Genomic DNA, 22,382 nt, shown 5'->3' with positions numbered 1-22,382 from the left:
CTAGGCCACTGGCCCTTCGGTCGCGAGGCCGTACACCCGCACGGCCGTGCCGCCCAGCACGGCGTCGCGCTCGGCCGGAGCGAGTTCGTGCATCAACTCCGCCAGCACCGCATAGGTCGGCTGGTAGCCTCCGTCGGGCACGGTGATCGGCCAGTCGCTCCCCCAGAGCAGGCGGTCGGGCCCGAACGCGGTGAGCGCGACATCCCACACCTCGCGCAGGGCGTCGACCGAGTATTCGGTGCCCGGCATCCGGAGGCCGGAGACCTTGCCGACGGTGTTCGGATGCGTGGCCGATCGCTCGATCTCGGCACGCCAGTCGGCGAAGTCGGCGGCTCCGCGCGGCGGCTTGGCCAGGTGGTCGATCACGATGGTGAGTTCGGGCAGCGCTCCGGCGAGCGCCGTCACCTGGGCGAGGTGGCGGGGCCAGGCGTTCGGCACGTCGTAGGCGAGGCCGTGGCCGGCGAGCAGGCGGAGGGAGCGCCGCACCGACGGCAGCTCGAGGAACTCGTCGCGCGGGTCGCCGTGCACGAGGTGGCGCACGCCGCAGAAGGCCGGATGCGCCACCCGGCGTTCGAGTTGCGCCGCCGCCCGCTCGAGGTCGTCGAGCTGCACCCAGCCGACCACGCCGGAGACCCAGGCGTGGGTGTCGGCGACCTGCAGCATCGCATCCGTGTCGGCGTCGGTGTCGTCGGCCTGCACCAGCACGGCACGGTCGACGCCCGCCGCCGCGAGTTCGGCGCCGGCCTGATCGGCTTCGAAGTCGGCGTAGAGTTCGCCGGCCGCCGGCGTCAGCCAGGGGTAGGCGCCGTCGCCGAGCGTCCAGAGATGCAGGTGGCCGTCGACGATCATCGGCGCACCAGCTCCTCGGCGAGCAGCTGCTCCCAGAATGCCTCGGGGATCGGGGCACGCATCCGTTCGACGTTCTCCCGCAGCTGCGCCGGCTTGCTGCTGCCCACCACCACGGTGCGCACGAGCGGGTCGCGCAGCGTGTACTGCAGCGCCGCCGCCGGTAGCTCGACGCCGTGCTCGCGGGCGACGGCGGCGATGGCCCGCACCCGGGCGAGGGTGTCTGCCGGCACACCGCCGTATTCGTAGCGGGAGTCGACCCCGGGCTCGTTCGTGGCCAGCAGGCCGGAGTTGAAGACGGAGGCGTTCGCGATGCCTACGCCGTTCTCGGTGCAGGCATCGAGCACCTCGGGGACCACGGGCTGCTCGGCCAGGGTGTAGCGGCCGGCCACCATGAGCAGGTCGATGGCTCCGGTGCGCGCGCTGCCGAGCAGCGCCTCCGTCGACATCGAGCCCACACCCACGGCGCTCACGAGGCCCTCGTCGCGGAGCGCGGCCAGTGCCGGCACGGCTTCGTTCAGGCCGCTCGCCAGATCGTTGCGCTCGGGGTCGTGCAGGAAGAGCACGTCGACGCGGTCGAGGCCGAGGCGTTCGAGCGATTCGTCGAGGCTGCGGCGGATGCCGTCGGCCGTGAAGTCCCAGACCCGTTTCTGGTCGGCGGGCACGGCGAAGTCGGCGTCGAGGTCGAGCGTGCCGGCGCCCTCCGGATTCGGGCGGATGAGCCGTCCCACCTTGGTGGAGAGCACGTATTCGTCGCGCGGCTTCGTGCGGAGGAAGGCGCCGAGCCGACGCTCGGAGAGGCCGAGACCGTAGTGCGGAGCGGTGTCGAAGTAGCGGATGCCCGACTCCCACGAGGTCTCCAGGATCTCCTGGGCCAGCTCGTCGGAGAGTTCACGATAGAGGTTGCCGAGGTTCGCTGCGCCGTAGCCGAGAGAACCGAATTCGATGTGCGGCATCCGTGTGCAGCCCTCCTCTGTGAGTGTCGGAGTCGAGCATAAAGATCGGATGTCTATACTGTCAAACACGACGAAGTTGCAGTTTCGGGCTGAATTCCACCGGAATCCACCGCTATAGTTCTGATGTTAGCGACCCACAGGAGAAGAGGAAAGCAGCTCCATGAAATTCCTGCGACTCGGAGAACTCGGCCAGGAGCGACCCGTGCTCCTCGACGGCGGCACCTACCTCGACCTCTCCGCGATCACGGCCGACATCGACGGCGGGTTCCTCGCGGGCGGCGGCGTCGACCGGGCGCGGGCGGCCCTGGACGCCGGTGAGCTGCCGGTGCTGCCCGACGCCGCCGAGCTGCGGATCGGGGCGCCGATCGCCCGCCCCTCCGCCGTCGTCTGCGTGGGCATGAATTACGCCGCGCACGCCGCCGAGTCGGGTTCCGCCCCTCCCGAGGTGCCGATCATCTTCCTGAAGACGCCGAACACCGTCGTCGGACCGAACGACGTCGCCCGCATCCCGCGCGGCAGCACCAAGACCGACTGGGAGGTCGAGCTCGGTGTCGTCATCGGGCAGCACACCTCCTACCTCGACTCCCCCGCCGACAGCCTCGCGCACATCGCCGGCTTCGTGGTGGCGAACGACCTCTCCGAGCGCGAGTGGCAGCTCGAGATCTCGGGTGGCCAGTGGTCGAAGGGCAAGAGCGCCCCCGGCTTCAGCCCCGTCGGCCCCTGGCTCGTCACCCCCGACGAGGTCGACCACACGAACCTGCGGCTGCGCTCCTTCGTGAACGGCGAACCGCGGCAGGATTCGAGCACGGCCGACCTGATCTTCAGCGTCGAGCAGATCGTCTACCAGCTCAGCCAGTACCTGGCCTTCGAACCGGGCGACCTCATCCTCACCGGCACGCCGCAAGGCGTGGCACTCTCGGGCCGCTTCCCCTACCTGAAGGCCGGCGACGTCATCGACATCGAGATCGAGGGCCTCGGCAACCAGCGGCAAGGGTTCATCGACGCCTGACCCGCCGCGCGCCCGCACGCCCGCACGCCCGCACGTTCGAAGGAGAACATCATGACCGAATTCAACGGTCTCGTCGCCGTCGTCACCGGCGGCGCCTCGGGCATCGGCGCCGCCATCGCCGACCGCCTGCGCGAGCGCGGCGCCCAGGTCGCCGTGCTCGACATCGACCCTGCCGGGGCGAACCCGGAGCACTTCGCGGTCACCGCGAACGTCGCCGACGACGCCTCGGTGCGCGCTGCGATCGCGGTGGTCGCGGCCGAGTTCGGTCGCATCGACATCGTGGTCAACAACGCCGGTATCGGCGCCGTCGGCACGGTCGCCGACAACGACGACGAGGAATGGCACCGCGTCTTCGACATCAACGTGGTCGGCATGGCGCGCGTCGCTCGTGCAGCCCTCCCCTACCTCCGCGAATCCCCTGCCGCCGCGATCGTGAACACCTCCTCGATCGCTGCGACGGCCGGTCTGCCTCAGCGCGCGCTCTACTCGGCGACGAAAGGCGCGGTGCTCTCGCTCACCCGCGCCATGGCCGCGGACCACCTGCGTGAGGGCATCCGGGTCAATTGCGTCAACCCCGGCACGGCCGATACCCCCTGGGTGGCCCGCTTGCTCGACCAGGCCGACGACCCGGTCGCGGAGCGCGCGGCACTCAACGCCCGCCAGCCCCACGGGCGGCTGGTCGCGGCATCCGAAGTCGCCGACGCCGTGGCCTACCTGGCCAGCCCGCGCTCCGGCTCCACCACCGGCACGTCGATCGCGGTCGACGGTGGCATGCAGAACCTGCGCCTGCGCCCCGAGTAGCGTTCGGCCCGCACTTCTCCGAACGAGACGGCGGCTCCGCGCGCAGGCGAGCCCGGTCGCTGCGACGTCGGGAGAAGTCCGCGCTCAGTCGCTCTTCTTCGGCCGGCCGATGTTGAGCTCGGTCTCCTCGACGTCGATCTTGGCGAGCACCGACTTGATCGCCCGCTCCTGGTAGCGGCCCTCCGAGCGGGCATCGAGCACGGCCTGCCGCTCGGCCGCGATCATGATCCTCCGCAGCCGGTTGTAGGCCTTGGCAGGTGGCTCGACGCCTTCTGCCGCCGGGTTCTCGAGGGCGTCGGTGAGGAAGGTGGCATTCAGGCGCAGGCGCTGCAGCACCCGCTCCTCGTCGGTGTCGCTCACCTCCTCTTCCAGCCGGGCGAGTCCCACGCCCTGGGCTTCGGCCATCAGCATGTGCGCCTCGGTCTGCTCCTGTGAGTAGTCGGGGGGCGGGAGCCGTAGCGCGCGGATGATGAGAGGGAGGGTCAGCCCTTCGACAAGCGTGCCCACCACCACCACGAAGGCCAGGAACTGCAGGAACGCCCGCCCGGGCGTCTCCTCCGGCAAGAGGAACACCGCGGCGAGCGTCACGACGCCCCGGATGCCCGCGAACGACACCGCGATCCCGTTGCGCCAACTCCAGCCCCTCGAGCGCAGACGCCGAGGGCCATAACGGTAGAGCGTGGTGGTGAACACCATCCACACCAGCCGCGAGAGGAAGAGCACGAGGAGCAGGATCACCGAGATGAGCACCGTCTCCCAGAAACCGGGCCCGGAGACCACTGCCGCCTGGAAGATCGAGAACAGGCTCAGCCCGATGAACAGGAACACCGCGTTCTCGAGCAGGAACTGGATGGTGCGCCAGTTGAGCGACTCGGCGATGCGCGCTTCGGCGGTCTGGATGACCGGCGCCCGGTAGCCGAGGTAGAGGCCGGCCACCACGACGGCCAGCACGCCCGACCCGTGGATGAACTGGGCGGGGATGAAGGCGATGTAGGGCGTGATCAGCGACAGACTGGTGTCGAGCACGGGCGACTTCAGCTGCTTGCGGATGAACGCCATCACGAAGCCGATGGCGAGCCCGACGCCCACCCCGCCGATCACGGCGAGGCCGAACTCGAGCACCACCGTGCCCGGGTTCAAGGTGGCCACGATCGCGGCGACGGCGGCGTTCAACGCCACCAGCGCGGTGGCGTCGTTGAGCAGGCTCTCGCCTTCGAGCACCGTCACGAGCCGGCGGGGAAGGTTGAGGCGGCCGGCGACGGCGGTCACGGCCACCGCATCCGTCGGGGCGACGACGGCGCCGAACGCGAAGGCGGCGGCGAGGGTGATGGCGGGGATGACGAGCCAGGCGGTGAGTCCGACGGTCACCACCGTGAAGGTGACGAGACCCACCGAGAGCAGCAGGATGCTGTCGCGCCGGGCCCGCACGTCGGCGAAGGAGGTGCGGATGGCCGCCGCGAACAGCAGCGGCGGCAGCAGGCCGTAGAGGATGAGGTCGGGCTCGACCTCGATGTTCGGCACGCCCGGGATGAACGACACCACGGCGCCCACGAGCACCAGCACGACGGGCGCCGACCACCCCACGCGGCGGGAGAGCCCGGTGACCGCGACGGTCACCACGACGAACGACACGACCCACACGATCGTCCCCACGGTTTCGCCGTCCATAGAACGCAATTATGGCTGATTTGCTGCCGTGGGCGCCGTGCTTCGCGCGGCGTCCACGGGTCGTCTCGGAGCGGCCCGTCGCGTTCGTTGCCGTTGGAAGCACCCCGGCCGGGCCTGTTCGAAAACGCAAACGTGGCGGCAACCCGCCCTGTATAGGGCGCGGTCACCGCCACGTTTGCGTTTCTGAACGCCCGGGCTACGCCGCGACGGCCTCGCGGGCTGGCGTCACGTCGACCAGGTAGTGCGCGTAGGCCGGAATCGTGAGGAAGGTCGGGAAGTCCTCCTCCAGGGCCACCTGCCGCAGGATGTTCTCGGCGTCGTCGTAGCGGTCGGCGAGCGAGCGGTCGAGCCCCCGGATCACGTCGTGCAGCACGGTCTCGACGGAGGCCCGGGTGATCCGCGTGCCCTCCTCGGTCACGATGCCCTGGTGGATCCACTGCCACAGCTGCGAGCGCGAGATCTCGGCGGTGGCGGCATCCTCCATCAGGTTGTCGATCGCCGCGGCGCCGATCCCCCGCAGCCAGCTCTCGATGTAGCGGAGGGCGACCGACACGTTCGACCGCACGCCCGCATCCGTCACCCGCGGTTCGAGCGCGCTCAGATCGACGAGCTCGGCGGCCGTGACGTGCACCTCGGGGCGCTGCCGGTCGACCTGGTTGGGCGCTTCGCCGAGCACGGCGTCGAACTCGGCCCGTGCGGTGGCGATGAGATCCGGATGCGCCACCCAGGTGCCGTCGAACCCGTCGCCGGCCTCGCGCCGCTTGTCGTCGGCGACCTTCGCGAGTGCTCGCTCGGTGACCTCGGGATCGCGGCGGTTCGGGATGAAGGCACTCATGCCGCCGATGGCATGTGCTCCCCGCTTGTGGCAGGTCTGCACGAGCAGCTCGGTGTAGGCGCGCATGAACGGCACGGTCATGGTGATCTGGTCGCGGTCGGGGAAGACGTAGCTGCGGCCGCGGTCGCGGAAGGTCTTGATCATCGAGAAGATGTAGTCCCAGCGACCGGCGTTGAGGCCCGCGCAGTGGTCGCGCAGCTCGTAGAGGATCTCGTCCATCTCGTAGGCCGCCGTGATGGTCTCGATGAGCACCGTCGCGCGGATGGTGCCGCGTGCGATGCCGAGGGCATTCTCGGAGAAGGTGAAGATGTCGTCCCACAACCGGGCCTCGAGGTGGTTCTCGAGCTTCGGCAGGTAGAAGTACGGGCCGCGGCCGGCGGCGATCAGGGCCTTCGCGTTGTGGAAGAAGTACAGCCCGAAGTCCACGAGAGAGGCCGCCGCCGGCCGGGTGTGCCCGGCACGGTCGCGGTAGCCGAGGTGCTTCTCCACCAGGTGCCAGCCCCGGGGGCGCAGGATGATCGTGGGCGTCTGCGCCCCGACGCGGTACTCCTTGCCCTCGTCGCTCGTGAAGTCGACCTGCCCACGGATCGCGTCGAACAGGTTGACCTGGCCGCCGATCACGTTGTCCCAGGTGGGGCTCGTGGCGTCTTCGAGGTCGGCGAGCCAGGCCTTGGCGCCGGAGTTGAGGGCGTTGACGGTCATCTTGCGATCGGTGGGTCCGGTGATCTCGACCCGGCGGTCTTCGAGACCCGGCCCAGCGCCGGCGACACGCCACTCGGTGTTCTCGCGGATGGCGGATGTCTCGGGCAGGAAGCGCAGGTTGCGGCCGTTCTCGATGGCCTTGCGCTGGAGCATCCGGTCGTTCAGGCGCTCCTGGCGGCGACCCGCGAACTGGTCGTGCAGCCGGGCGACGAAGGCGAGCGCCTCGGGCGTGAGGATCTCGTCGAAGCGGTCGCCGTGCTCGGCGTGCACCGTGATGGTGGTCTGTGCAGACATGAGGATGTCCCTTTCGGTCGATTTAGTGGAACTGCTCGGATTCGGTCGACCCCACGAGCGCGAGCGTTGCGCTGTCGGGGTTCAGGGCCGTGGCGATTCGATCGAAATAGCCGGTGCCGACTTCGCGCTGGTGGCGCGTCGCCGTGTAGCCGTCGGCCTCGGAGGCGAATTCGGCCTCCTGCAGCTCGACGTAGGCGCTCATGTGCCGCTCGCCATAGCCGCGGGCGAGCGTGTACATGGAGTGGTTGAGGGCGTGGAAGCCCGCGAGGGTGATGAACTGGAACGCGTAGCCCATCGCCGCGAGCTCGCGCTGGAAGCTCGCGATCTGCTCGTCGTCGAGCTTCGACTTCCAGTTGAAGGAGGGCGAGCAGTTGTAGGCGAGGAGCTTGCCGGGGAACTGTTCGTGGATGACCTCCGCGAAGCGGCGGGCCAACTCGATGTCGGGCTCGGACGACTCGACCCAGAGCAGGTCGGCGTACGGCGCGTAGGCGAGTCCGCGGGCCAGCACCGTCTCGATGCCGGGCGTCGTGCCGTAGAAGCCCTCGGGGGTGCGGGTTCCGTCGAGGAAGGGACGGTCGCGCTCGTCGACGTCACTCGTGATGAGGTTGGCGGCGAGCGAATCGGTGCGGGCGATGATGACGGTGGGCACCCCGGCGACGTCGGCGGCGAGGCGGGCGGCGTTGAGCGTGCGGATGTGCTGCGACGTCGGGATGAGCACCTTGCCTCCCATGTGCCCGCACTTCTTCTCGCTGGCCAGCTGGTCTTCCCAGTGCACGCCCGCGGCGCCGGCCTGGATCATCGACTTCATGAGCTCGTAGGCGTTGAGGGGTCCGCCGAAGCCGGCCTCTGCATCCGCGACGATGGGGGCGAGCCAGTCGATGTCGCTCTCGGCGTCGCCCGTCTCGGCGAACTCGATCTGGTCGGCGCGCAACAGCGCGTTGTTGATGCGGCGTACGACGGCCGGCACGGAGTTGGCCGGGTAGAGGCTCTGGTCGGGGTAGGTCTGTCCGCTCAGGTTGGCGTCGGCGGCGACCTGCCAGCCCGAGAGGTAGATGGCCTTGAGGCCGGCGCGCACCTGCTGAACGGCCTGGTTGCCGGTGAGCGCGCCGAGGGCGGCGACCCAGCTGTCTTCTTGGTGGATGAGGTTCCACAGGTTCTCGGCCCCGCGGGCGGCGAGGGTGTTGTCTTCGGCCACTCGTCCGCGCAGGGCCACGACGTCTTCGGCGCTGTAGTCGCGCTGAATGCCGTTCCAGCGGGCGTCGGTCTTCCACGACGTCTCGAGCTCGGCGGCGGTCTGGATCTGGTCTCCGGGGCGGGTGGTCATCTCTCGACTCCAATGTCTTCGACTGCGGTCGCAGCGGGAAAAGCTGCTTGGGTTCGACTCTGCGGCCTCCACAACCTTTCCGTTCGGGATTCGTCGCCAGAATTAGGCGCGTTCTTCTGCTTTCTCGAAGAAGTGGGGGTCGGTGTGGTGAGAGGACCCCTGCGCACCCCTGTACGGTGAGCGGGCGGGAGCAACGACAGACGTCGGCGCTACGCGGATCTACGGGGGTAGTCCATGCGCGCACGCACCGGAACACGATCAGCGGCGTCGATCGCCGCATTCGCGCTGCTCGGGGGCGGCGCGCTGCTGGTCGCCGCGCCGGCGCACGCGGCCGAGCCGGGAGACGCGGCCTCGATCGGCGGTGTGGCCTCCGCCCAGATCGCCCTCGGGCCGTTCCAGCTCGTGACGGATGACATCATCGGCGAGTTGGCCCAGAAGGAGCCCGGGTCGAACTCTGCGACGTTCGTCGACCAGACGCTGCTCACCTCGGGTCAGAACCCCGACTTCGCCGAGATCGTGATCGGCACGGTCGACACCGCCGTGAACAGCGACGAGAGCGGCTCCGACGCCTCCGCGATCATCGGCGACTCGACCTTCTCCCTCTTCGGCGTCACCATGGTGAGCGTCGAGATCGCGAGCGCCGCCGTGTCCTGCCCGGTTGACGGAGCTCCCGAGTTGTTCGCCGAGACCGACGATCTGACCGTGCTCGGCAGCCCCGTCACGCTCTCCGATGGGGCGCCCACCGCTACGCGCTCCGTGCAACTCCCCTCCGACGTTCCCACGCCCGATCCCACCGACGGGGACGCCACGGTGGATCTGAGTACTCTCGCGGCGACCGTCGTGATCGGTCAGGTGAAGGAGGTGGACGGCCAGGCGATCTCCGTCGCGCTCTCTGCCGCGGTGCTCATCGATGGAACCTACGGCAGCCAGGTGTTCGACCGCCAGAACATCGCCAGCTTGACGCTCGCCGAGACCGGTTGCCGGGAGCCCGCTGCGGCACTGTCGATCGCCGGGGTCTCGCCCGCCAGCGGCAGCACTGTCGGCGGTGAGACCGCCACGATCACCGGCAGCGGCTTCGTCGAGGGCACGACGGTGAGCTTCGGCAGCAACGCCGCCACCGGCGTCGTGATCGACCCGAGCGGCGACTCGCTCACCGCGATCGTTCCCGCCGGCACCGCCGGCGTAGCGAGCATCACGGTGACGAACCCGGATGGCGCGACCGCGACGCTCGCCTCGGCCTATGACTACGCGGCCCCCGCCATATCGATGCCGGCCGCGGTCGAGCCCGGCTCGCCCACGCTTGCCGACACCGGTTCGGATGTCACGCCGCTCGTGACGGGCGCCGCGGGAGCACTGCTGCTGGGCGCGCTGCTCGCCACACTCGCACGGGCTCGCCGCCGCCGCGCGTGATCGCCCACCCTGTGGGTCGCCCGAATTGCCACCTGAATTCGGCTTTTCAGCGGCATTCCTCCCCCTTCACACCAGATCGCGGCGAAAATTCACAGCTTCTTCTGTTTTTCTGAAGAACTGGGGGTGAGAAGCTGTCTCCATGTCCCCACAGCTCCCCGAGCGCGTCGATGATGATGACATGCTCGATTCGCTCACCATCGGCCGCCGCATCCGCCAACTCCGCTCCGATCGCGGACTCACGCTCGACGATCTCGGCGCCGCTATCGGCCGCGCCCCCTCACAGGTCTCGGTGATCGAGAACGGCAAGCGCGAGCTGAAGCTCGGTGAACTGCAGCGCTTCGCGCGGATCTTCGACATCAGCGTCGACCAGCTGCTCTCGGCGGAGCCGCCATCGCGGCGGGCGGCGCTGGAGATCGCGCTGGAGCGGGCGCAGCGCGGTCCGTTGTTCGCATCGCTGAACCTGCCGGCGCTGCCGGTGCGCAAATCGCTCAGCGACGATGCGATCGAGACGATCCTGGGCCTGCACCGCGAGCTGGAGCGGGTGCACAACGAGCGCGCGGCCACGCCCGAGGAGGCGCGGCGGGCGAACACGTCGCTGCGCAAAGCGATGCGCCAGCGCCACAACTACTTCGCCGAACTCGAGCAGACGGCGGCGTCGCTCCACGCGGCGGTCGGGCACGCGGGTGGGCCGTTGTCGCAGCGCCTGGTCTCCGACCTGGCATCCCACCTCGGCTTCACCCTGCACTACGTGGGCGACCTCCCCGGCTCCACCCGGTCGGTGACCGATCTGCGCAACGGCCGCATCTACGTGCCGCTCGGCCAGTCAGCCGACGCCGATCCGCGCTCCGTGGTGCTGCAGGCCCTGTCGTCGCACGTGCTGAAGCACGGCGAGCCGGCCGACTACGCCGAGTTCCTCGAGCAGCGCGTCGAGACCAACTACCTCGCGGCAGCCCTGCTCGTGCCCGAGAAGGGTGCGGTCGACATCCTGTTGCAGGCGAAGGAGGCACGGGAGCTCTCGGTAGAAGACCTACGCGACGCCTTCGGCGTGAGCTACGAGACGGCAGCGCACCGCTTCACGAACCTGGCCACGCACCACCTCGACATCCCCGTGCACTTCCTGAAGGTGCACGAGAACGGCACCCTGTCGAAGGCGTACGAGAACGACAACGTCGCCTTCCCGACGGATGCGTTGGGCTCGGTCGAGGGGCAGACGGTGTGCCGTTTCTGGAGCGCCCGTCGCGTGTTCGACGTGGAGGACCGTTTCAGCCCGTACCACCAGTACACCGACAAGCCGACGGGCACCTACTGGTGCACCTCGCGCATCCAGCCGGGTGCGACCGGCCAGTTCTCGGTGTCGGTGGGAACGGCCTTCGCCCACGCGAAGTGGTTCCGCGGTCGCGACACCGCGAACCGCTTCACCTCCACCTGCCCCGACGAGTCCTGCTGCCGGCGACCGCCCGCAGCGCTCACCGCCGCCTGGGCCGGCCAGTCGCATCCGTCGGCGCGCCTGAACTCATCCCTGCTCGCCGCGATGCCCACGACCGGATTCACCGGCGTCGACACCACGGAGGTCTTCGAGTTCCTCGAGCGCCACGCGCCGGCGGAGTCGTAGTCCGGCAGACGATCCGAGCAGCAACGCAGCTCGAGCCGCTTTACGCCGGCCGCCGACTCACTGGGCAGGTTGGGCGAGGCGGAGCTCGAGCCCGAGATCGTTGAGCGACGCGCGCGCATCGAGGCGCAGGTCTGCATCGGTGACGACGCTGTCGAGGGCGTCGAGAGGCGCCACCTTGAACCGTTCGAAGGTGCCGAACTTCGTGCTGTCCGCGAGGAGCACACACGACGACGCCGCCGCCATGGCCGCCTTCTTCAGCACCACCTTGTCGGTGGCCGGAGTGGTGACGCCGTGCGCCAGATCCCACGTGCCGGTGCTCAGGAAGGCGAGGTCGAGGCTGATGGATCCGAGCGTGGCCGCAGCGAGGCTGCCGCTCGACGATCCGCTCGAGACGTCGACGACGCCTCCCGTGTGGATCGTCTCGATGCTGGGGTAGTCGAGCAGAGTGGTGACCACGAAGAAGTCGTTGGTCACCACGGTGAGGCCGCGGCGGGTGGCCAGAAAGGGCACGACCGCCTCGCAGGTGGTGCCGGCATCCAGGAAGACGACCATGTCATCCTGCACGAGTGTGGCGGCGAGTTCGGCGATCGCCCGTTTGCGAGGGAGTTCCAGCCCGGCCCGGGAGGCGCGCTCCCGTGGTGGCTCGGAGCCCTTCCATTCGCTGAGCCGCACGCCGCCTTGAACGGAGACCACCTGACCGCCCTCCTCGAGCGCGGCGATGTCGCGTCGCACGGTCATGTGCGAGACACCGAGGAGGTCGACGATGTGCCGGATGCTCAGCACGCCCGCGCTCCGGAGCAACCGCAGGATCTCCTGGTGGCGCTGCTCGGGGATGAGAGGCGGGGCGGTACTCACGAGCTAGAGCCTAACGCCCGGCGAGACCAATTCGGGAGAATGTGTGAATGTTTGTGAATCCATGAGCTATTGTGATCCTCAATGTTAAGCAAATTCGACGTGCTGCGCACGATCCACGACACCGGTGCCGTCCTGATCATCCGTCTCGACAGCGCCGACGAAGCCCTCCACGTCGCGAGGGCCGCCATTGCGGGCGGCTTCCGCGCGCTCGAGATCACCCTCTCGGTGCCGGATGCGCTGGGCGTCATCCGCACGCTCTCCACCGAATACGCCGACCAGGGTGTCGCCATCGGTGCGGGCACGGTGCTCGATGCCGAAGCCGCGTTCGCCTGCGTACAAGCCGGAGCGCGCATCCTCGTGAGCCCGAATCTCGACCCGGGCATGATCCGCACGGCGGCGCGCTACCAGGCCGTGTCGATCAGCGGCGCGTTCACGCCCACCGAGATCGTCGACACCCTGTCGGCGGGCGCTGACATCGTGAAGCTCTTCCCCACCGAGATCGTCGGGCCCGAGTACCTCAAGACGGTCAGAGCCCCCCTCGCACAGGCTCCGATCCTGCCTGCCGGCGGAGCGACGCCGGAGAACGTGGGCGCCTGGTTCGCCGCCGGGGCCGTGGCCGTCGGCGTCGGCAGCGCCGTCACGAAGGCCGCCCGACCCGACGGCGACTACTCGAAGGTCACGCGCGCCGCCGAGGCCTTCCTCGCAGCCATCGCGGCCGCCCGAGCCTGACCGAACATCCCGACCCACCACGAACCACACACAAAGGAGTGAATGGCATGAGCCAGACGACCACGGAGGCACCCGTCCTCAGCAAGGCCGAGAAGAAGACCGTCAGGATCCGTTGGTTCCTCGTCGGCTTCCTCATCCTGGGCGGGGTGGTGAACTACCTCGATCGCTCGACGCTCAGCGTGGCGAACACGACGATCGCCCAGGAGTTCCATCTCGATGCCCTCCAGATGGGACTCCTGCTCTCGGCGTTCTCCTGGCCGTACGCGATCGCCAACCTGCCCGCCGGTTACCTCGTCGACAAGTTCGGGCCCAAGAAGATGTTCGCGTTCGCCGCGGGCGCGTGGTCGCTCGTGTCGATCGTCACCGCTGCCGCCAACTCCTTCGGTTTCCTCTACGCGGCCCGGGTGGCGCTCGGAATCGCCGAGTCGCCCTTCTTCACCTCGGCGCTCAAGGTCAATGAGCGCTGGTTCAACAAGAAGGAGCGCGCCCTCCCGGTGTCGCTCGTGAACACCGGTTCGCAGATCGCCAACGCGATCGCGCCGCCACTGCTCACCTTCCTGCTGCTCACGATGAGCTGGAGAGGCATGTTCATCATCGTCGGCGTGCTGGGCGTCGTGATCGCACTCGTCTGGCTGCGCATCTACCGCGACCCCACGCTCAAGGAGCAGGCGCTCATCAAGGGCGCGGAAGCCGAAGCGAGGATCGTGGCGACCAAGGAGAAGGTCGGCTGGGGGCAGCTGTTCAAGTACCGCAACACCTGGTTCATGATCCTGGGCGCCTTCGGCATCTTCTACACCGTCTGGGTCTACCTCACCTGGCTGCCGAGTTACCTGCAGACCGCCCGCGGATTCAGCCTCGCCGAGAGCGGCTGGCTCGCCTCGCTGCCCTTCCTCTGCGGCATCATCGGCGTGATCTTCGGAGGCTGGCTCTCCGGTCGCCTCGTGGGCCGGGGTGTCAACACCGTGCGCGCCCGCAAGATCCCCATCGTCGGCGGCGCCCTGCTGGCCGCCGCAGCCGTGCTCCCCGTGGCCTACGTCGACAACACCGCGTTGGCGATCGTGCTGCTCTCGGTCGGCTACTTCGCGTCGCAGGTGCCGATCGGATGCCTGTGGACGCTCGCCTCCGACGTCGCGCCCTCCAATCAGGTGGCCTCGCTCGGCGCCATCCAGAACTTCGGCGGATTCATCGGCGCCGCAGTCGCGCCCGTGGTCACCGGTGCGATCCTCGCCTCCACCGGCGGCAACTACACTCTCGTGTTCCTCATCGGGGGCGTGCTGCTGCTCGTCGGTGCGCTCTCGTACGGGCTGTTCGTCAAGGAGCGCCCTGTCGCGCCGAACGAGCCCGTGGCGACGGCGTAGCCTGACGTCATGGGCAGCACCCTGTACTTCGTGATCGGGCCGGCGGGCTCCGGCAAGTCGACGGTGAGCACGCTGATCGCCCAGCGGATGCACGCGGCCTACCTCGACAAGGACTCGGTGGCGACCTTCTTCACCGAGGCCTTGCTCGAGGCGGCCGGCACCGACAAGCACGAACGCGACAACAACGAGTACTACCAGCGCGTGGTGATGGATCTGGAGTACCGCACGCTGTTGCGGCTCGCCGGCGACAACCTCCGCCTCGGCAACGCAGTCGTGCTCGATGCCCCGTTCGTGCGCTACTTCCCGCGCGACGACTTCCTGGAGAAGGCGGCCGCGGAGCACGACTGGCCGAACGATGTCGAGATCGTGGTGGTGCACGTGACGGTCGAAGGTTCCCGGGTGAAGAACCGGGTGGATGCCCGCGGCTACGAACGCGACGCGTGGAAGCTCGCCCACTGGGACGAGTTCTGGGCGGCGGCGCAGGCCTCGGAGTGCCGCTGGCGGGGTGCCCACCACATCCTCTTCGACAACAGCGCCGATGGGGCGGCCGGCAACCTCGAGCAGACCCTGGCAGCCTTCACCGCCACACCCTGAGCCCCACCGAACGCCTTGTCGCCGAATCTCTCGTCGACAGCGATTCGACACGATGGTTTCAACGCCAGCCGACGTCAGTCACGCGGCGATCCGGTCAGGCGTGCTCGACCGGCAGCCACAGCTCGCACGTCGCCGTGCTGAAGTCCTCCGCGCGCTCGATCACCGCGACGATCGAGGGGCCGGGCCGCAGACGCCAGGGATTCGACGGAAACCACTCCGTCGCCGTGGCCGCCCACACGGTCTGCAGCGCCGCGGGGTACTCTCCTTCGCTGCGGAAGACCGCCCACATCCCAGCCGGCACGTCGATGCGGTCGAGGTCTTCTGGCACGGGCGTCACCTCCGAGACGGCGACCCCGTGCAGATACGTCAGGTCGCTCCCCTCCCGGTAGTCCGGGTCGACATCCGCGCTCACCTGCAGCAGCCCCGCGGGTTCGGTGTCGCTGAGGTGCTTGAGCCGCGCGTGCTCCGACATCGGCAGCGAGGCGATGTGAGCTTGGATGCGCGGATTGACCCCTTTGTGGATGAGCGGCACGCGGGCGGCATGCCCGACGAAGCGGAATGCGGGTCGTTCGAGGAGGCGAGTTTCCATGATGATGTTCCCTTCGACGGTCAGGCGGAACCTGATCTGCGGTTGCATGCGAAGGGGGCCGCCGTCTCGCCGCGCGTCGCCGGGGCTGACACCGTGCACGGAGCGGAACGCCCTCCCGAACGCCTCGGTCGACCCGTACCCGAATCGCACCGCGAGACCGAGCAGTTCGTCGCCGTGCAGAACCTCCGTTGCGGCGACCGTCATGCGACGCCGGCGGATGTACTCCGACAGCGGCATCCCGGCCAGCGACGAGAACATCCGCCGCAGGTGGTACTCGGTCGTGCCGAGCCCGCGCGCCAGCTCCCCTACGTCGATCTCGCTCGTGAGGCGCTCCTCGACCAGCTCGACCAGCCTGTTCAGCTCAGCGATCACAGCTCCCCTTTCGCCCTCAACACTCCCAGCCGGCCTCACTCGGCACCCTACTATCGCGGTCCGATCCGATCGCGGGGCGCAGCTGATCGTCACGAGCACGCTCTGGCGGCCCAAAGCCCGGATCAGTCGCAGATGTCGAAGACCACGTCCCAGGTCGAGGTCTGGAGGAGACGCACCGTGCGCGGACCGTCGGGAGACGGCGCGACCTGGAACACGAGGTAGCGGCCGTCGACCGGCCCGGAGACGTAGGTGGTGAACCCCATCGTGTCGTCGTACTTGGAAAAAGTCTGCCGGAGGTCGGGGTAGGCGGCGATGAGGTCATCTTCCGACGAGCCGAGGCGGATGCCCGCCGGAGTCGACGGCGAGTCGGGCAGCGGTGAGCTGGCGACGCCTCGTGTGTGGAACTCCGCGTAGGTGAGCACCGGGTCGTCCACCGGGGTCGCGCGCGCGTCGGCCTGTGTCAGGGCCACGCTCACGTCCACCGAGTTCTCATCCTGGTCCCTGAACAGATAGAAGCCGGAGGGGCAGTCGATCGGCGACGGGTTCGGCTGCAGACCCGCGGCCTCGGCGAACGGTGCTATCGGGTCACCCACCAGGAGACTGCCCGCCTGGCTGTAGTCGATGATCCAGGTTCCGGGATCAAGGGGATCAACTACGGGCTCCGGTGGCGTGACAGGTGCAGAGGCCTCCGGAGACGGCGTCGCAGTCGGTGTGCTGGGTGGCGCCTGGGTGGGCGTGACGGTAGCGACGGGTGCGGGTGGCCCATCGAACGGATTCGGGATGAGGCCCGTCGCCAGGGCTGCTCCGCCTCCTCCGATCACCAGGAGGCTCAGCAGAGCGATGGTGATGCCCAGAGTGCGGCGGCGCACTGTCGCCCATTGCTGCCGGGCGACGGCCGACTCGGGCGCATCCTGGAGCGCAGCGGTCATCACGGAGCTGCGCATGGTCACGAGCAGGCGGGCGAGCTCGTCGCCGGCCGGAGGATCAGTTCTCATCGTCGGTCACCACCTTCCTGAGTCGCGTTCTGGATCTCAGTACGCGCTGCTTCACAGCACCCACCGTCAGACCCAGCTGTTCGGCCGCTTCGGCGTAGGAGCGGCCTTCGATCAAGCACAGCTCGCACACCCTGCGGTCGATCGCGGGGAGCTTCTCGATCTCCGCCATCACCCACCGCAGCTGATCGCGCGCGTCGTCGCCATCCCCGCCTTCGACTCCGCTTCCGGATGTCGCGAGCAGGTCATCACGCAATTCGTCTGCCCGGTGCTTGGCCCGGAGCCGCTGAAGATTGAGAGCGTGATTGCGGCAGGTCACCAGGAGCCAGGGCAGCAGCGACTCCTGCGGGATCGAGGCGCCCCGACGCCAGGCCGTGAGGAACGTGTCCTGCACGAGCTCCTCCACGTCGCGGCGATCGGATGCCAGCGCCCAGGCGTACCGGGTCACAGCCGACGCGTGTCGGTCGAAGACGGCACCCAGCGCTTCGGGCTCGCCGCGAGCCAGTCGCTCGAGCAGCGCGGCATCGGTCATTCCGCTGTCATCCACAGGCACCCCCATACCCTAGAGATGTCGCGGAACGCGGAAAAGTCACACGACCGGGAAAGCCTATGTGGGCTATGTCAATTCACAGTGGATGATCAGAGGCACCAGGTTACGCAATACGGATGTGTGCTCATGTTTTCCCTCGGTAGCCCAACGTCGCACGACAGAGCCGCCCCATGAGCAGTCTGTTCATCGATGAGAGCAAGAGACAACGGCGCACCGCTTCACGGACCTGGCCACGGAGCACCTGGGCATCCCGGTGCACTCCTGGACGGTGCACGAGTCGGGCACCATCTCGAAGGCCTACGAGAACGACAGCGCGCAGTTCCCCACGGATGCGCCCGGTCTCCGCGCGAGGCTCGGAGGGCTAAGCCGGTCGGATCTCGCCCGAACCCCGTTTGATCAGACGGGTCGGGACGATGAAATCCCGGGCGGGCTCCGACTCACCATCGAGGCGCTCGAAGATGCGGCGAGCGGCGATGGCGCCGATGGCCGATGGGTCCTGGGCGACGACGGTCACTGCCGGCGAGAGCAGCGAGGCCATCGGGACATCGTCGAAACCCACGAGCGCCACCCGCTCCGACGCCCCCTGCGCGCGCAGGGCGATGATGGCGCCGATGGTGATGAGGTTCTGAGCGCTGAAGATCGCTGTGGGAGGGTCGTCGAGCGCCAGCAGCTCGTTCACGGCGAGCTCGGCCTGCGCCTCCTCTCCCAGGTTCTCGATCACGAGCCGCGGATCGGGTGCGACCCCCTCGAGCCTCAGGGCGTCGAGGTATCCGCGCTTGCGCTCCTTGGCGGTGTAGATCTCCTCGCTGTCACCGAGGAAGGCGATGCGGCGATGGCCGGCTGCGAGCAGGTGTCGGGTCCCGCGCGCGGCGCCTTCGAGATTGTCTGTCAGCACCGTGTCGGCGATCAGCCCGTTCGGCTTCCGGTCGACGAACACCACCGGCATGCCCTGCTCGAGTTGAGGGCCGAGATAGGCCTGGCTGCGCTGGATCGTGGTGAGGATGAGTCCATCGACGCGTCGGCGCAGGAACGCCTCGACGGAAGCCCGCTCGCGCTCGGGGTCGTCGTCGAGGCTCGAGGCGAACACGGCGACATGCCGCTGGATCGCCGCGTCCTCGACCGCGCGGTGCACTGCTGCGGAGAACGGGTTGGCGACACTGCCGACGAGAAGGCCGAGGGTGTCGGTGCGGCGGTCGGCGCGGCGGAGGTTCCCGGCTTGCACGTCGGGCTGGTACTGCAGCTGCTCGGCGGCCCGCATGACCCTCGCGATGGTGTCGGCCGAGACGTAACGCTCTTGGTTGATCACTCGCGACACGGTCTTCACGCCGACGCCGGCGAGATCGGCGACATTCTTCATGGTCGGACGCTTTCGAGGCATGCCACTTTCTGATAACGATGTCATAAACGCGCTTTCTGATTGCTTCTCAGGGTTGACTCTACTAGGCGAACCCGTCTATACCTAGATCTGACATCGTTGTCGGAGACGACAGGTCTCCCGATTGCAGAAGAGGACTTCAATGAAGAATCGCACATCGACGACCGCCCGGCTGGGAAGCCTGGCCTCCATCGCACTCGTGGCCTCTGTCGGTCTCGCCGCCTGTTCCAGCGGCAGTGGAGGCGGCGGTAGCACCGACTCCACCTCGGCCGGCGACGTCGGCGTGACGCTGATCGTCAAGACCACCACCAACCCCTTCTTCGTCGCCATGGAAGACGGGGCGAAAGCCGCCGCCGAGAAGGCGGGGGTGAACCTCACCCTGGCAGCCGGCAAGGAGGACGGCGACGAGGACACCCAGATCCAGGCCATCGAGAACGCCATCTCCAAGGGCGACAAGGGCATCCTGATCACGCCGAACGGTCCCTCCGTCGTCGACGCGATCCAGAAGGCCCGGGATGCCGGGCTCTACGTCATCGCTCTGGACACGCCACCCGACCCCGCGGACGCCGTCGACATCACCTTCGCCACCAACAACTTCGCCGCCGGCGAGTCGATCGGCACCTGGACGGCGGCTCAGCTGAACGGCAAGAAGGCCACCATCGCCCTGCTCGACCTCTTCGACGACAAGGTCGTCTCGGTCGACTACAACCGCGACCAGGGCTTCCTCACCGGAATGGGCATCGACACGGCGGATGACCAGAAGAACGGCGACGAGGCAGCCACCGGCTCCTACAGCGGCGGTGAGTACGAGATCGTCGGCAATGAGGCCACCAATGGCGCCGAAGACGGCGGCCGCACCGCGATGGAGACCCTGCTGTCGAAGAACTCCGACATCAACGTGGTCTACACGATCAACGAGCCGGCCGCCTACGGCGCCTACCAGGCCCTGCAGGCCGCCGGCAAGGAGAAGGACGTGCTGCTGGTCTCGATCGACGGCGGCTGCGCCGGCGTGAAGAACGTCGAAGAGGGCATCATCGGCGCCACCGCCCAGCAATACCCGGTCAAGATGGCCGAACTCGGCGTCGAGGCCATTGCGAAGCTGGCGACCGACGGCACCGCCCCCGAGACCACGAAGGGTCTCGACTTCTTCGACACCGGCTCGGCCCTCGTGACCGACACCCCCGTCGACGGCCTGGACAGCATCACCTCCGCCGACGCGAGCAAGATCTGCTGGGGCGAGTGACCGATTGATCTGGGGCGCGCCACGGCGCGCCCCAGATCCCGCCCCCCTTCATCTCCACCAGAAAGGCTCTCGTGAGCACTCCAACTCCGGCGTCGAATCCGCCGACCTCCTCGCTCGACCTGGCGACCGAGTTCCTCGATCGCCGCACACCCCTCGACCGCATCCGCGGTGTGCTGCACCGCTACCCCGCTGTCAGCCCGGCCGTGGTGCTCGTCATCGCCGTGATCGTCTTCGGCATCCTGAACGACCGCTTCCTCGCCCCGGCCAACCTCTCGCTGATCACTCAGCAGGTCGCCGTGGTCGGCACTCTCGCGGTCGCCCAGACCCTGATCATCCTGACCGCGGGCATCGACCTGTCGGTGGGGGCCGTGATGGTTCTCGCATCGATGGTGATGGCGCAGACGGCCACGCAGAACGGAGTTCCCGCTCTGCTCGCGCTGCTCCTGGGCCTGCTCGTCGGCATCGCCGCCGGCCTGTTCAACGGCCTGCTCGTCACCCGGCTCAAGCTGCCGCCCTTCATCGTCACCCTCGGCACGCTCAACATCTTCGTGGCGCTCACCCTGCTCTACTCCGCGGGTTCCACGGTGCGCGGCGGCGACATGCCCGCCCTGCTCACCTGGACGGGGCAGACCTTCGACATCCTCGGCGTGCGCTTCAGCTTCGGCGTGGTGATCATGCTGCTGCTCTACGTGATCGTGGCGCTCATCCTGGGCAAGACCGCCTGGGGCCGCCACGTCTACGCCGTCGGCGATGACAAGGAAGCCGCCCGCCTGGCCGGAATCAGCGTCAACCGGGTGCTGCTCAGCGTGTACCTCGCCGCTGGCGCCATCCTGGCCATCGGCGCGTGGATCCAGATCGGCCGCACCAACGCCGCCAGTCCCAACGCGGGCGCCGACCTCAACCTCGACTCCATCACCGCCGTCGTGATCGGCGGCACGAGTCTCTTCGGCGGTCGCGGCACCGTGTGGGGCACGCTGCTCGGCGCGCTCATCGTGGGCGTGTTCCGCAACGGGCTCTCCCTCGCCGGCCTCGACGTGCTCTACCAGACGCTCGCCGTGGGTGTGCTCATCATCGTGGCCGTAGCCGTCGACCAGTGGATCAGAAAGGTACGCAAGTGACCATCACCGAGAACACTGCTCCCGAATCGGCCACGCGCACGCCGGTGTTGCAAGCCCGCCGCCTCGTGAAGACCTTCGGCCGCGTGGTCGGTCTCGACGGCGTGAGCCTCGAACTCTACCCCGGCGAGGTTCTCGCCATCATCGGCGACAACGGAGCCGGCAAGTCGACGCTCATCAAGTGCCTCACCGGCGCCGAGATCCCGGATGAGGGCGAGCTCTTCCTCGACGGCAAGAAGGTCACCTTCAAGCGGCCCCAGGACGCCCGCGCAGCGGGGATCGAGACGGTCTACCAGAACCTCGCCGTCTCCCCCGCTCTCGATGTCGCCTCGAATCTCTACCTCGGTCGGGAGATGCGGAGATCCGGCATCCTGGGCTCGGTGTTTCGAGTGCTCGACACCGCGGGAATGCGGAAGGCTGCGAAGGAAGAGCTCACGAACCTCGGAATCTCGACGCTGCAAGACGTGACCGTGCCCGTCGAGAACCTCTCCGGAGGTCAGCGTCAGGCCGTGGCGGTGGCGCGGGCCGCAGCATTCGGGTCGAAGGTCGTGGTGCTCGACGAGCCCACCGCAGCGCTCGGGGTGCGGGAGTCGAACCAGGTGCTCGAGCTCATCCGCAACCTGCGCGATCGAGGGGTGCCGGTCATCCTGATCAGCCACAACATGCCGCACGTCTTCGACGTTGCCGACCGCATCCACATCCAGCGGCTCGGCAAGCGCGCGGCGACGATCACCCCGCAGTCGCACTCGATGACCGACGCGGTGGCGATCATGACGGGCGCGGCCACGGCGTGAGCGGGCGGAGGGTGCTCTTCGCCGAGTTCACCGCACTGCCGGGCGAGGAGGAAACCGTGGCTGCGCTGCTGGCCGGCTTCGCCGTGCAGGTGCGAGCGGAACGCGGGTGCGTCGAGTTCGCCCCGTTCCGGCTGGCCGAACAGCCGACGCGCTTCTTCGTCTACGAGGTCTATCGCGACGACGACGCCTTTGCAGCACACATCGGCACTCGCCACGGACTCGAATTCAACGCCCGGCTCGGGCCGCTGATCGTCGAGGACGGATCGCAGCTCACCTGGCTCCAGCCCCTCGGGAGCTGACCACGACAGACGGCTCTGCTCGCGAACGACGGCTCCGGCCGCGGTCCTGCTCGCGGGCAG

The 22,382-nt window shown here is 68.4% G+C and carries 21 protein-coding genes and 1 pseudogene; 12 read left to right on the top strand and 10 right to left on the bottom strand.

Annotation, left to right across the window (positions count from 1 at the left end; all coding sequences use genetic code 11):
- Together BLW00_RS13700 and BLW00_RS13695 are read right to left on the bottom strand one after the other, a co-directional pair.
- Complete coding sequence (locus BLW00_RS13700) at positions 1–849, bottom strand: amidohydrolase family protein (protein ID WP_092555094.1); 849 nt, start codon at positions 847–849, stop codon at positions 1–3.
- The gene (locus BLW00_RS13695; RefSeq protein ID WP_092555092.1) at positions 846–1,802 is read right to left on the bottom strand and encodes an aldo/keto reductase; all 957 of its coding nucleotides are present in this window, start codon (positions 1,800–1,802) and stop codon (positions 846–848) included. The genes BLW00_RS13700 and BLW00_RS13695 overlap by 4 nt, the downstream gene beginning before the upstream one ends.
- A 160-nt stretch (positions 1,803–1,962) precedes the next feature.
- Between BLW00_RS13695 and BLW00_RS13690 the strand changes: the two genes are divergently transcribed.
- Entirely contained in the window at positions 1,963–2,811 is an 849-nt protein-coding gene (locus BLW00_RS13690) for a fumarylacetoacetate hydrolase family protein (protein ID WP_092555090.1), read from the top strand.
- 51 nt (positions 2,812–2,862) lie between these two features.
- A complete protein-coding gene (locus BLW00_RS13685) occupies positions 2,863–3,612 on the top strand; it encodes an SDR family NAD(P)-dependent oxidoreductase (protein WP_092555088.1) in 750 nt (249 codons plus the stop codon).
- A gap of 84 nt (positions 3,613–3,696) precedes the next feature.
- Here the strand turns inward: BLW00_RS13685 and BLW00_RS13680 are convergent, their stop codons facing one another.
- From BLW00_RS13680 to aceA, 3 genes are all read right to left on the bottom strand, one after another.
- Entirely contained in the window at positions 3,697–5,280 is a 1,584-nt protein-coding gene (locus tag BLW00_RS13680) for a Na+/H+ antiporter (RefSeq protein WP_245741586.1), read from the bottom strand.
- A 196-nt stretch (positions 5,281–5,476) separates the two neighbouring features.
- Positions 5,477–7,111 (bottom strand): malate synthase A, encoded by a 1,635-nt coding sequence (aceB, locus tag BLW00_RS13675; protein ID WP_092555084.1) that lies wholly within the window; start codon positions 7,109–7,111, stop codon positions 5,477–5,479.
- Positions 7,112–7,133: 22 nt separating this feature from the next.
- Complete coding sequence (aceA, locus tag BLW00_RS13670; protein WP_092555082.1) at positions 7,134–8,435, bottom strand: isocitrate lyase; 1,302 nt, start codon at positions 8,433–8,435, stop codon at positions 7,134–7,136.
- A gap of 234 nt (positions 8,436–8,669) precedes the next feature.
- On the opposite strand from aceA, the gene BLW00_RS13665 reads away from it, so the two are divergent.
- Both BLW00_RS13665 and BLW00_RS13660 read left to right on the top strand, forming a co-directional pair.
- Positions 8,670–9,845, top strand: coding sequence for an IPT/TIG domain-containing protein (locus BLW00_RS13665; RefSeq protein ID WP_092555080.1), 1,176 nt, complete (start codon positions 8,670–8,672; stop codon positions 9,843–9,845).
- A 139-nt stretch (positions 9,846–9,984) separates the two neighbouring features.
- Positions 9,985–11,457: a helix-turn-helix transcriptional regulator gene (locus BLW00_RS13660; protein WP_092555078.1), complete on the top strand. Its 1,473-nt coding sequence runs from the start codon at positions 9,985–9,987 to the stop codon at positions 11,455–11,457.
- Between the two features lie 57 nt (positions 11,458–11,514).
- On the opposite strand, the gene BLW00_RS13655 is transcribed toward BLW00_RS13660, so the two are convergent.
- Entirely contained in the window at positions 11,515–12,312 is a 798-nt protein-coding gene (locus BLW00_RS13655; protein ID WP_092555076.1) for a DeoR/GlpR family DNA-binding transcription regulator, read from the bottom strand.
- A gap of 81 nt (positions 12,313–12,393) precedes the next feature.
- Here BLW00_RS13655 and BLW00_RS13650 point away from each other — a divergent pair, with 81 nt between their 5' ends.
- Genes BLW00_RS13650 through BLW00_RS13640 form a run of 3 tightly spaced genes read left to right on the top strand, consistent with a single transcriptional unit; the run spans position 12,394 to position 14,993 of the window.
- Complete coding sequence (locus tag BLW00_RS13650) at positions 12,394–13,041, top strand: bifunctional 4-hydroxy-2-oxoglutarate aldolase/2-dehydro-3-deoxy-phosphogluconate aldolase (RefSeq protein ID WP_092555074.1); 648 nt, start codon at positions 12,394–12,396, stop codon at positions 13,039–13,041.
- Positions 13,042–13,088: 47 nt separating this feature from the next.
- On the top strand, positions 13,089–14,399 hold the full coding sequence (locus BLW00_RS13645; protein WP_092555072.1) for an MFS transporter: 1,311 nt from the start codon (positions 13,089–13,091) through the stop codon (positions 14,397–14,399).
- Positions 14,400–14,408: 9 nt separating this feature from the next.
- A complete protein-coding gene (locus tag BLW00_RS13640; protein WP_092555071.1) occupies positions 14,409–14,993 on the top strand; it encodes an AAA family ATPase in 585 nt (194 codons plus the stop codon).
- 94 nt (positions 14,994–15,087) lie between these two features.
- Here the strand turns inward: BLW00_RS13640 and BLW00_RS13635 are convergent, their stop codons facing one another.
- The 3 genes from BLW00_RS13635 to BLW00_RS13625 all read right to left on the bottom strand — a co-directional run bounded on the left by BLW00_RS13635 (position 15,088) and on the right by BLW00_RS13625 (position 17,499).
- The gene (locus tag BLW00_RS13635) at positions 15,088–15,954 is read right to left on the bottom strand and encodes an AraC family transcriptional regulator (protein ID WP_092555069.1); all 867 of its coding nucleotides are present in this window, start codon (positions 15,952–15,954) and stop codon (positions 15,088–15,090) included.
- A gap of 122 nt (positions 15,955–16,076) precedes the next feature.
- Positions 16,077–16,949: a hypothetical protein gene (locus BLW00_RS13630; RefSeq protein WP_092555067.1), complete on the bottom strand. Its 873-nt coding sequence runs from the start codon at positions 16,947–16,949 to the stop codon at positions 16,077–16,079.
- A complete protein-coding gene (locus BLW00_RS13625; RefSeq protein WP_245741585.1) occupies positions 16,939–17,499 on the bottom strand; it encodes an RNA polymerase sigma factor in 561 nt (186 codons plus the stop codon). Before BLW00_RS13625 ends, BLW00_RS13630 begins: the two co-directional genes overlap by 11 nt.
- A gap of 196 nt (positions 17,500–17,695) precedes the next feature.
- On the opposite strand from BLW00_RS13625, the pseudogene BLW00_RS24440 reads away from it, so the two are divergent.
- Positions 17,696–17,836 (top strand): annotated as a pseudogene (locus tag BLW00_RS24440) (XRE family transcriptional regulator); the annotation flags it as partial.
- A 21-nt stretch (positions 17,837–17,857) separates the two neighbouring features.
- Here the strand turns inward: BLW00_RS24440 and BLW00_RS13620 are convergent.
- Positions 17,858–18,853 carry a LacI family DNA-binding transcriptional regulator gene (locus tag BLW00_RS13620; RefSeq protein ID WP_092555063.1) on the bottom strand — a complete coding sequence of 332 codons (996 nt, stop codon included), beginning with the start codon at positions 18,851–18,853 and terminating at the stop codon, positions 17,858–17,860.
- Positions 18,854–19,013: 160 nt separating this feature from the next.
- On the opposite strand from BLW00_RS13620, the gene BLW00_RS13615 reads away from it, so the two are divergent.
- The 4 genes from BLW00_RS13615 (at position 19,014) to BLW00_RS13600 (ending at position 22,322) form a co-directional block, all read left to right on the top strand.
- Complete coding sequence (locus BLW00_RS13615; RefSeq protein ID WP_092555061.1) at positions 19,014–20,114, top strand: substrate-binding domain-containing protein; 1,101 nt, start codon at positions 19,014–19,016, stop codon at positions 20,112–20,114.
- A gap of 71 nt (positions 20,115–20,185) precedes the next feature.
- On the top strand, positions 20,186–21,232 hold the full coding sequence (locus tag BLW00_RS13610; RefSeq protein WP_092555059.1) for an ABC transporter permease: 1,047 nt from the start codon (positions 20,186–20,188) through the stop codon (positions 21,230–21,232).
- Entirely contained in the window at positions 21,229–22,023 is a 795-nt protein-coding gene (locus BLW00_RS13605) for an ATP-binding cassette domain-containing protein (protein WP_092555057.1), read from the top strand. The genes BLW00_RS13610 and BLW00_RS13605 overlap by 4 nt, the downstream gene beginning before the upstream one ends.
- A complete protein-coding gene (locus BLW00_RS13600) occupies positions 22,020–22,322 on the top strand; it encodes a putative quinol monooxygenase (protein WP_175494274.1) in 303 nt (100 codons plus the stop codon). Before BLW00_RS13605 ends, BLW00_RS13600 begins: the two co-directional genes overlap by 4 nt.
- Positions 22,323–22,382: the final 60 nt, after the last annotated feature.

The sequence above is a fragment of the Herbiconiux ginsengi genome (assembly GCF_900107435.1).
Classification (GTDB): Bacteria; Actinomycetota; Actinomycetes; order Actinomycetales; family Microbacteriaceae; genus Herbiconiux; species Herbiconiux ginsengi.
The sequence above is the reverse complement of the archived record's forward strand: the minus strand, read 5'-3'. Positions and strand labels throughout refer to the sequence as shown.

Coding starts and splice junctions, on each gene's coding strand:
- BLW00_RS13700 (WP_092555094.1), bottom strand. CDS start 849: ATGATCGTCGACGGCCACCTGCATCTCTGGACGCTCGGCGACGGCGCC.
- BLW00_RS13695 (WP_092555092.1), bottom strand. CDS start 1,802: ATGCCGCACATCGAATTCGGTTCTCTCGGCTACGGCGCAGCGAACCTC.
- BLW00_RS13690 (WP_092555090.1), top strand. CDS start 1,963: ATGAAATTCCTGCGACTCGGAGAACTCGGCCAGGAGCGACCCGTGCTC.
- BLW00_RS13685 (WP_092555088.1), top strand. CDS start 2,863: ATGACCGAATTCAACGGTCTCGTCGCCGTCGTCACCGGCGGCGCCTCG.
- BLW00_RS13680 (WP_245741586.1), bottom strand. CDS start 5,280: ATGGACGGCGAAACCGTGGGGACGATCGTGTGGGTCGTGTCGTTCGTC.
- aceB (WP_092555084.1), bottom strand. CDS start 7,111: ATGTCTGCACAGACCACCATCACGGTGCACGCCGAGCACGGCGACCGC.
- aceA (WP_092555082.1), bottom strand. CDS start 8,435: ATGACCACCCGCCCCGGAGACCAGATCCAGACCGCCGCCGAGCTCGAG.
- BLW00_RS13665 (WP_092555080.1), top strand. CDS start 8,670: ATGCGCGCACGCACCGGAACACGATCAGCGGCGTCGATCGCCGCATTC.
- BLW00_RS13660 (WP_092555078.1), top strand. CDS start 9,985: ATGTCCCCACAGCTCCCCGAGCGCGTCGATGATGATGACATGCTCGAT.
- BLW00_RS13650 (WP_092555074.1), top strand. CDS start 12,394: ATGTTAAGCAAATTCGACGTGCTGCGCACGATCCACGACACCGGTGCC.
- BLW00_RS13645 (WP_092555072.1), top strand. CDS start 13,089: ATGAGCCAGACGACCACGGAGGCACCCGTCCTCAGCAAGGCCGAGAAG.
- BLW00_RS13640 (WP_092555071.1), top strand. CDS start 14,409: ATGGGCAGCACCCTGTACTTCGTGATCGGGCCGGCGGGCTCCGGCAAG.
- BLW00_RS13630 (WP_092555067.1), bottom strand. CDS start 16,949: ATGAGAACTGATCCTCCGGCCGGCGACGAGCTCGCCCGCCTGCTCGTG.
- BLW00_RS13620 (WP_092555063.1), bottom strand. CDS start 18,853: ATGAAGAATGTCGCCGATCTCGCCGGCGTCGGCGTGAAGACCGTGTCG.
- BLW00_RS13615 (WP_092555061.1), top strand. CDS start 19,014: ATGAAGAATCGCACATCGACGACCGCCCGGCTGGGAAGCCTGGCCTCC.